The sequence below is a fragment of the Mesorhizobium vachelliae genome (assembly GCF_033977325.1).
GTDB lineage: Bacteria > Pseudomonadota > Alphaproteobacteria > Rhizobiales > Rhizobiaceae > Mesorhizobium > Mesorhizobium vachelliae.
Genome location: NZ_JAVIIR010000043.1, coordinates 1 through 7,467, shown reverse-complemented (window position 1 = coordinate 7,467; position 7,467 = coordinate 1). Strand labels below are relative to the sequence as shown.

Annotated in this window: 7 protein-coding genes and 1 tRNA gene; 5 read left to right on the top strand and 3 right to left on the bottom strand. The window is 61.4% G+C overall.

The genetic code is table 11. From position 1 onward, the window contains the following. The first annotated feature begins 568 nt into the window (after positions 1 to 568). Genes RFM41_RS33730 through RFM41_RS33720 form a run of 3 tightly spaced genes read left to right on the top strand, consistent with a single transcriptional unit; the run spans position 569 to position 2,321 of the window. Positions 569 to 820, top strand: a complete 252-nt coding sequence (locus RFM41_RS33730; protein ID WP_320215626.1) for a hypothetical protein — start codon at positions 569 to 571, stop codon at positions 818 to 820. A 58-nt stretch (positions 821 to 878) separates the two neighbouring features. Continuing rightward, positions 879 to 1,100 carry a helix-turn-helix domain-containing protein gene (locus tag RFM41_RS33725; protein WP_320234609.1) on the top strand — a complete coding sequence of 74 codons (222 nt, stop codon included), beginning with the start codon at positions 879 to 881 and terminating at the stop codon, positions 1,098 to 1,100. 30 nt (positions 1,101 to 1,130) lie between these two features. Further along, on the top strand, positions 1,131 to 2,321 hold the full coding sequence (locus RFM41_RS33720; protein ID WP_320253477.1) for a tyrosine-type recombinase/integrase: 1,191 nt from the start codon (positions 1,131 to 1,133) through the stop codon (positions 2,319 to 2,321). A gap of 107 nt (positions 2,322 to 2,428) precedes the next feature. Here RFM41_RS33720 and RFM41_RS33715 read toward each other — a convergent pair. Further along, positions 2,429 to 2,504: transfer RNA gene (locus tag RFM41_RS33715), tRNA-Ile, on the bottom strand. Positions 2,505 to 2,724: 220 nt separating this feature from the next. On the opposite strand from RFM41_RS33715, the gene RFM41_RS33710 reads away from it, so the two are divergent. Further along, entirely contained in the window at positions 2,725 to 3,435 is a 711-nt protein-coding gene (locus RFM41_RS33710) for an SIMPL domain-containing protein (RefSeq protein WP_320253476.1), read from the top strand. A 192-nt stretch (positions 3,436 to 3,627) separates the two neighbouring features. Here RFM41_RS33710 and RFM41_RS33705 read toward each other — a convergent pair whose 3' ends face one another. After that, the gene (locus RFM41_RS33705; RefSeq protein ID WP_140640626.1) at positions 3,628 to 3,987 is read right to left on the bottom strand and encodes a hypothetical protein; all 360 of its coding nucleotides are present in this window, start codon (positions 3,985 to 3,987) and stop codon (positions 3,628 to 3,630) included. 235 nt (positions 3,988 to 4,222) lie between these two features. Beyond that, on the bottom strand, positions 4,223 to 4,669 hold the full coding sequence (locus RFM41_RS33700) for a YcgN family cysteine cluster protein (protein ID WP_320253475.1): 447 nt from the start codon (positions 4,667 to 4,669) through the stop codon (positions 4,223 to 4,225). Positions 4,670 to 4,865: 196 nt separating this feature from the next. Between RFM41_RS33700 and RFM41_RS33695 the strand changes: the two genes are divergently transcribed. Continuing rightward, positions 4,866 to 7,196, top strand: a complete 2,331-nt coding sequence (locus RFM41_RS33695; protein ID WP_320253474.1) for an OmpA family protein — start codon at positions 4,866 to 4,868, stop codon at positions 7,194 to 7,196. The last annotated feature ends 271 nt before the right edge of the window (positions 7,197 to 7,467 follow it).

Here is a 7,467-nt window from a genome sequence, read left to right as displayed (position 1 = left end):
AGCGATGATCCGCTCATCAGCCTGCCGGCAGTGGCGCGCTGATCATTCCGGCCCTTGCCGGAGAGCACGGCGACCAATGCCGTCAGCTACACCACTTCCTGAGACACGATCTCGATATTGCCTCGCGAGTGCTGCGAAGGGGCTTGCTGAAAGCGGCGACCGGCCGCGGTAGAGCGGCAAATGGCCCAAGATCGATATCGGGTTTGGCGCATATTTGATACTTATGCGCCAATCACGATAAACCGGAGATATCGACTTCAGCGCATAGAACCTGCGCCCGCCCCTCGATAACAGCCCTCAAGATAGCGCGCTCAAAGTCCGGGCTGCGATCCATCCGTTTCCCACCTCGCTACCAGTTTGCACCGAATCGGCTTGGCCAAGGGCTTCCGCCTTACGTGACTTCTCTTCTCTAAATGAGGACGATCTCGTCGCTGCGGAAATCGTACAGGGATAGACTTTGTGCTTCGACACCAACACGCCCGGGGTATAAGGACTCCTCGACATAACAAGCCTTCCAACCTTTGGAATGCTCACGTCGCCGCAGGCACCAGCCACAGGGGCGGCGTCCATGAAAAATGATGGAATTTCGTATCCGCCACGAGGCCTTTCTCGTGAAGAGTCGGCCCGGTATGTTGGTGTTGGATTCACTCTTTTTGACGAGATGGTCGCTGATGGACGTATGCCGAAACCTAAGCGCATCAACAGCCGTGCCGTCTGGGATCGTGTAGCTCTCGACATCGCCTTCACGTCGTTGCCCGACAAAGACAACGGTCTCCAAGAGTTGTTGGAGCGAAGCAGGCGAGACGAGCAAAAAAGATAAGAAATACGCTGATTGCGTATACGCTGAAGACGTAGTAAAGGTATCGAGAAGGCGTCACGTGAGCGAGAACGAGAAGCTTGCCCAAGAAGTGAAAGCCTGGCGGGCCAAGGAAGGGCTCACTGCCGAAGCTGCGGCCAAGGCGTTTGGAATACCGAAGCGCACGTTTGAGGGCATCGAGCAAGGCAGAGGCTTCCCCTATCCCCTCCTCCTGCGCGTTGCGATGAAAAGCAATGCTCTTTCACTCAAGGCAATGCAGGAGAAATCGTCCCTTAACGACTAACTTCAGCGGAATTGCCGGCGGGAGACTTTAATGGCCAGACCCTTCAAGGACGACCGCTACCCCGGCGTCTCTTCGCGGATCAAGAACGGCAAGATCGTTTATCGCTATCGGGCAAAAGGCATGCCGGAAATCCGGCTTCCCGGTAAGCCGGGTGATCCGGAATTCGAAGCCGAATATCAAAGGGCGACGCAGGGTCTAGGCAAGAATGCTGCGATCATCGACCTGCCTGGCCGAGCGCTGCCAAGGACCTTCGGCCATGCGGCGCGCCGGCTTGAGACGACTATGGAGTGGCTGGATTTTGACGAGGCGACGCAGCGGAAAAATGTGCGCCTGATAGAGCGTTTTCTTAATCTCAAGGTTGATCCAAAGTACCCGCTGACCTGGCGCAATACGCCAGTGGAACACATGGACGCGGATCGGCTTCGCGCCATTATCGAAGGCATTTTTGCGACAAACCGTACAGTCGCCAAGCACATGCTGGTCGCCATCAAGAAACTGCTATGGGTCGCGACCGAGGTTGAGAAATGGATCAAGCCGCAAGACGATCCGGCACTATCCATTCGCGTGCGTGTGCCCAAGTCCACCGGCAATCCCGCTTGGCCGGTTGCAATCCGCGAGAAATTCGAGGCTCGGCATCCGATTGGCACGCCAGCACGCACTTGTTACGCCTTGGGCTTTTGGCTCGGGAACCGGCGCGGCGATATCGCCGCTCTGGAGTGGGAAGACCTCGTCACCGAGGAGATTGAACTGTTCGACGGCTCGCTTGAGTTGATCGAAGCGTTTGCTTTCCGCCAGAAGAAGAACCGCAATCGCCACGGCGGAAGGGAGATGTTCGTTCCAATCGTCGACAAGCTGGCAGCGGCCTTGGAGCCGCTCGACCGCTCGCAGGGCGGCACCGTTTTGAAGAGTGCCTACAAACGGGCGTTCTCAGAAAAGAGCCTGACCGGCATGATGCAGCATTGGAACCGCCAGGCGGGAATTCCGGACGGCTACACGCTTCATGGCTTGCGCCGCACCTTCGGCACCTACCTTGCTGAATGTAACATTCAGGCGAGGGCCATTATGGAGGCGATGGGGCATTCCTCCATGACCGTAACCGACGACTATGTGCGTGAGGCAAACAAGAAGCGGATGGCGGTGGATATCGCTCGCGCTATCAATCAGCGCGAGGCCAAACGCGATGCCATGAAGCAGCGAACTGTCCTGCGAGTCGTCAAGTGATCAGATCGAGCCGGAACAAACCATGGCCGACGCCGCACAGCTGGGCCCATAATGGGCCCAAAACGTTTTGGGCCGAGGCCACTTTTCATCAATGAAATCAATGGTCATGGTGGGCCCGGAGGGACTCGAACCCCCAACCAAGCGGTTATGAGCCGCCGGCTCTAACCATTGAGCTACAGGCCCCACGCGGGCTGGCTTAGTGTTTTTCGCTCGTCCGCACAAGGCTTTCGAAAGCGCTGGCGCAAAACGCCAAAATCAGCCCATATTCGCGCCGTAGAGCGGCCTGCGCCCATACGGCGCGAAACAGGTCCGGCCTTTGCGCCGCGCTGCCGGGAATCGACGCGTTTGCGGGTCGAGGCAGATGCGGCGCGAAGCGTCGGATCGCAGACTTCGAGGAGTTTTCATGACCAGACGTTTTTTGCCCATCGCGCTCGCTGCCGCGGTCGCGTTCCCGGCGCTGGCAAGCGCCGCCGACACCCAGCCCCCGCCCCGCATCATCGTATCCGGCGAAGGCGAGGCGACCGTGGCGCCGGACATGGCGATCCTTTCGCTCAGCGTCATGCGCGAGGCCAAGAGCGCGCGCGAAGCGCTCGATGCCAACAACGACGCCATGGCGGCGGTGATCGCGGCGATGAAATCCGCGGGCATTGCCGAACGCGACCTGCAGACTGCCGGCATCCAGATCAACCCGCGCTACAACTACACCAACAAGGCCGACGGCAGCCAGGAGGCGCAGCTCGTCGCCTACCAGGTGACCAACACGCTGTCGGTGCGCGTGCGCGATGTCGACAAGACGGGCGAGATCCTCGACAAGGCGGTATCGCTCGGCGTCAACCAGGGTGGCGGCATCACCTTCACCAATGACGATCCGAGGGCGACGATCACCGAGGCGCGCAAGAAGGCCGTCGCCGACGCGATGGCCAAGGCAAAGACGCTTGCGGAAGCGGCAGGCGTGAGCCTCGGCAAGGTGCTCGAGATCACCGACCAGAATGTGGCGCCGGCGCCGATGCCGATGGCGGCCAAGTCGTTCGATGCGGCCCGCTCGGCCGTGCCTGTGCAGCGTGGCGAGAATTCCTACAACGTCCAGGTCACGGTCACCTTCGAGCTGAAGTAGGAACCGACCGGCGCCGCAGGCATCGCAGGCACGCCACCGACACACAAGAAAGCCCCGGAGGATCGATCCTCCGGGGCTTTTTTCGAGCCGCGCCTCACCTTGGGGGCTCAACTACTCATAGGCGATCCTCACAGAGGATCGTCCTTCAGCTCATCCATGCTTCAAGATTGATCCTCGCAGAGGATCTCAGCCTCAGCGATAGATGATCGGGCAGCCGCGCTCGTTGGCGAACACCACCACCACGCGGTCGCCATACTGGCGGCCGGCAACCTTCACCGTGCGGCGGCTGATGTCGACGATGCGGGCGCGATGCAGGCCCATGCGCTCGGCCTTGTCGAGGGCGCGATCCGGCGAGCAGCCGCGCCAATCGCGGTCGCGGTCGCGGCGCCAGTCGCGGCGATAGCCGTCGTCGTCGCCGGTGTAGATGCCGAAACGCGGGTCGTGCCTGTCCCCGAAACCGAGATAGAGGCTGTCCGCATGCGCCGGAATGGCGGCCAAGGTGCCAAGTCCGACAAGGGCCGAAAGGGCAGCCGTCTTGATCGTGTTGAACATCGTCTTCTCTCCTTGTTGTGGGCTGTCACCCGTAGAACCAATGATTGGAAAATGCCTTTTTGCGTCTGAACTTTCCGCGAACCGGCCGTTCATGTCCGGTTCATGTGGCAAGAAGATGCGGACACGCCGGCGTTCGTCATCAATATGCGTTGCGAACCGTTCAAAAAACGCGAACCCGCAGGGTTCGTCGTCAAGATGCGAACCGCTTACGGTTCGTCATCCAGATGCGAACCCGTCAGGGTTCGTCATCCAGTATGTAATCAAAATAGTCGTCTGGCTCGGCAAGATCGGTTTCCTTGGCCTTCACGCGGCCCTGGATCGAAATGCCGGCTTCGTGCACGGTCTCGGCGCTTCCGGAAACAAGCCTGTGCCACCAGTAGAGATCATGGCCCTCGGCGATGAGCCGGTAGGCGCAGGTCTTTGGCAGCCAGGTGATGGTGCGCACATTCTGCGGCGTCAGGCCGACGCAATCCGGCACGCGCGCCAGGCGGTTGGCATAGTCGGAGCAGCGGCAGTTCTCGGCGTCGAACAGCCTGCAGCCGACGCTTGTCCAGAAGATCTCGCCCGTATCCTCGTCCTCGAGCTTCGACAGGCAGCATTTGCCGCAGCCGTCGCAGAGCGATTCCCATTCGGCCGGGGTCATCGCCTCAAGCGTCTTCGTTTTCCAGAACGGTGCGGTCATTCCGGTGGATTTGGCCCTCCGCAGCCTTCCGGTCAAGCGCTGCGGTGACGGGTGACCCAGTATCAACATTAGAAAAACACCAAATTGCCTTCAAAAGGCCGGCCAGGCATCCTTGGCTGGCGCCAATGCCCGACGGAACCAATTGCGGTTGATGAAGGTTTGGGCAGGGATGGGACCCCAGTAGGAGAAAATTGATATGAAACGCCAACCACGGATTCTGGCGGGCACGGCAATCGGCCTGCTTATGGCATCCGCGCCGTTGGGCGCGTACCCGCTGCAGGGGGGTGTCGCTTCCGGCAGCCTGCACGGCGCACCGCTCGTGCTGGCTCAGGCCGCTTGCGCCGAAGGCCAGTCGGCCGAGGAGTGCGCTCAACAGGGTGGCGAACAGCCGCGGAAAAAGAAGCGCGAACAGCAGCAGCAAAGCGAATCGGCGCCGGCCGGGCAAGCCGCGCCTGCCGAGACCGAGCAGAAGCCGCGCAAGAAGCGGCAAGACCAGCAGCAGACGGATAATGGCCAGTCCGGGGAAGCCCCAGCTGAGCAGCAACTCAAACCGCGTAAGAAACGCGACCAGCAGCAGCAGACCGAGGCCGCGCCCGCCGATCAGGGCGGACAGCCTGCAACCGACGAGCAACAGCCGCGCAAGAAGAAGCGCAACCAGGCCGAATCGGCGCCGGCTGAGCAACCGGCCGAGCAGGTCGCGCCCGACCAGCAGCAGCAACAACTGCACAAGAGGAAACTCAATCAGCAGCAGAGCGAGACGGCTCCGGCCGAGCAGGTCACCCCGGACCAGCAGCAACAGCTGCGCAAGAGGAAGCTCAATCAGCAGCAAGGCGAGACGGCCCCAGCCGAGCAGGCCACCCCCGACCAGCAGCAACAGCTGCGCAAGAGGAAGCTCGATCAGCAGCAGCAAGGCGAGACGGCCCCAGCCGAGCAGGCCACCCCCGACCAGCAGCAACAGCTGCGCAAGAGGAAGCTCAATCAGCAGCAGGAAACCGCGCCTGCCGAACAGCAGTCAGAACAGCCGGCAAATGACAACCAGCCTGGAAAGAAACGGAAGCAGGGCCAGCAACCTGCCGAACAGGGCCAGCAACCTGCTGAACAAGGCCAAGCCCCGGCGGAGCAGGCCCCCGCAGGTCAGGGCTCTCGCAAGCTCAAGCCCTTGCCGGTTCCGGGAACGGAGCAGGCGCCGGCCGGAACCGAGCAGGCGCCGGCTCAAGGCGAACAGCCTTTGAACCAGAACAAGAGGCAGGCCAAGAAGCCGCTTACGGAGCAGCCCGCAACGGGGCAGCAGCAGCCTGCCACCGGCGAACAGCCTGCCAATAACAATCAGCCCGCGGCTGGCGGCAATGCCGCGCAAGGACAAGCTCTCGCCAACCCGAACGAGGCGCCTCTCCTCGACAGCCAAAAGGATGTCTTGCGCAGGCACCAGGGCCGCCAGCCGGCCGGCCAGAACCAGAATGGCCAGGTCGAGCAAGGCGGCAACCAGGCCGGACAGCAAGCCGCGAGGCAGGCCCCTGTCAATCAGGGCCCGCCGCCCACCGACGACAAGACGGCGCAGCAGGCGATCCAGCCTGAAAAGATCGCGCCTGTCATCGAGGAGAAGGGCAAGCGCGTCGACCTCACGCCCCAAGAGGTTGTGCGCGATCGCCGCCGGCCGCAGGGCGCGGACGTGGTGCAGCAACTCGGCGACCGCGTGATCCTCCAGTTCAACAACCAGACGTTCGTGGAAAGCAACGAGGCTCCCCGCATCACGCGCGGTGCCAGGGATGTCTACTACGAGGATCTTTCAGGCGGCCGCACCCGCGAAATCGTCGATCGCGAGAACGGCATCCAGATCGTCACCATCCGCAACCGCAATGGCGATGTCATCAGGCGATCGCGCATCACCCCGGATGGCCGTGAATATGTGCTGAGCTATGTCGACGAGCGCTACTACAACGATGTCGACGAGTGGCGCGATCCCGGCGACGATCTGCCGCCGATGCGGCTCGACATGCCGCGGCGCGACTACATCCTCGATTCGGAGGACATCCAGAGCGACGACGACTATTACACCTTCCTCGAGCAGCCGCCGGTGGAAAGGGTGCAGCGCCTCTACTCGATCGACGAGGTCAAGCGGTCGGCCCGCGTGCGCGACATCGCACGCCGCATCGATCTCGACACGCTGAACTTCGATTTCGGCTCGGCCACGATCTCCGATACCGAAGTGCAGAAGCTCGATGGCGTCGCCAGCGCCATGGAGAAGCTGCTCAAGAAGAACCCGGCGGAGACCTTCCTGATCGAAGGCCATACCGATGCCGTCGGCACGCCGGAGGCGAACCTTGCTCTCTCGGATCGCCGCGCCGAATCGGTGGCTGAGGCGCTTACCAACGCCTTCGGCATCCCGGCCGAGAACCTGACGACGCAGGGCTATGGCGAGCAATATCTCAAGGTCAATACGCCTGGCCCGAACCGCGAGAACCGGCGTGTCGCCATCCGCCGCATCACCTCGCTGGTGGCGCCGGTGGCGAGCAACAGCGAGCAGTGATGCACGTTTGATTTCAAAAGTTTGATCGGAATTTTGGAATCAACGCGAAAAGAAAAGGCCCATCCCTCACAGGACGGGCCTTTTCTTGTCCGGCTCAAGAAGATTTGTTCCAATTATCTCGCTAACTCATTGAATCGCCGCATTGCGGCACCCAGATTCGGGGTTGTGTGCGTCAAGTTCAGCAAAAAGGGGCGGCCCTGTTGCTGGTCATGCGGCTTGGCGTAGGGCGAGCTTCTTGTGCTCGCGCAGGTCGTCCATGTTGATGTAGCGA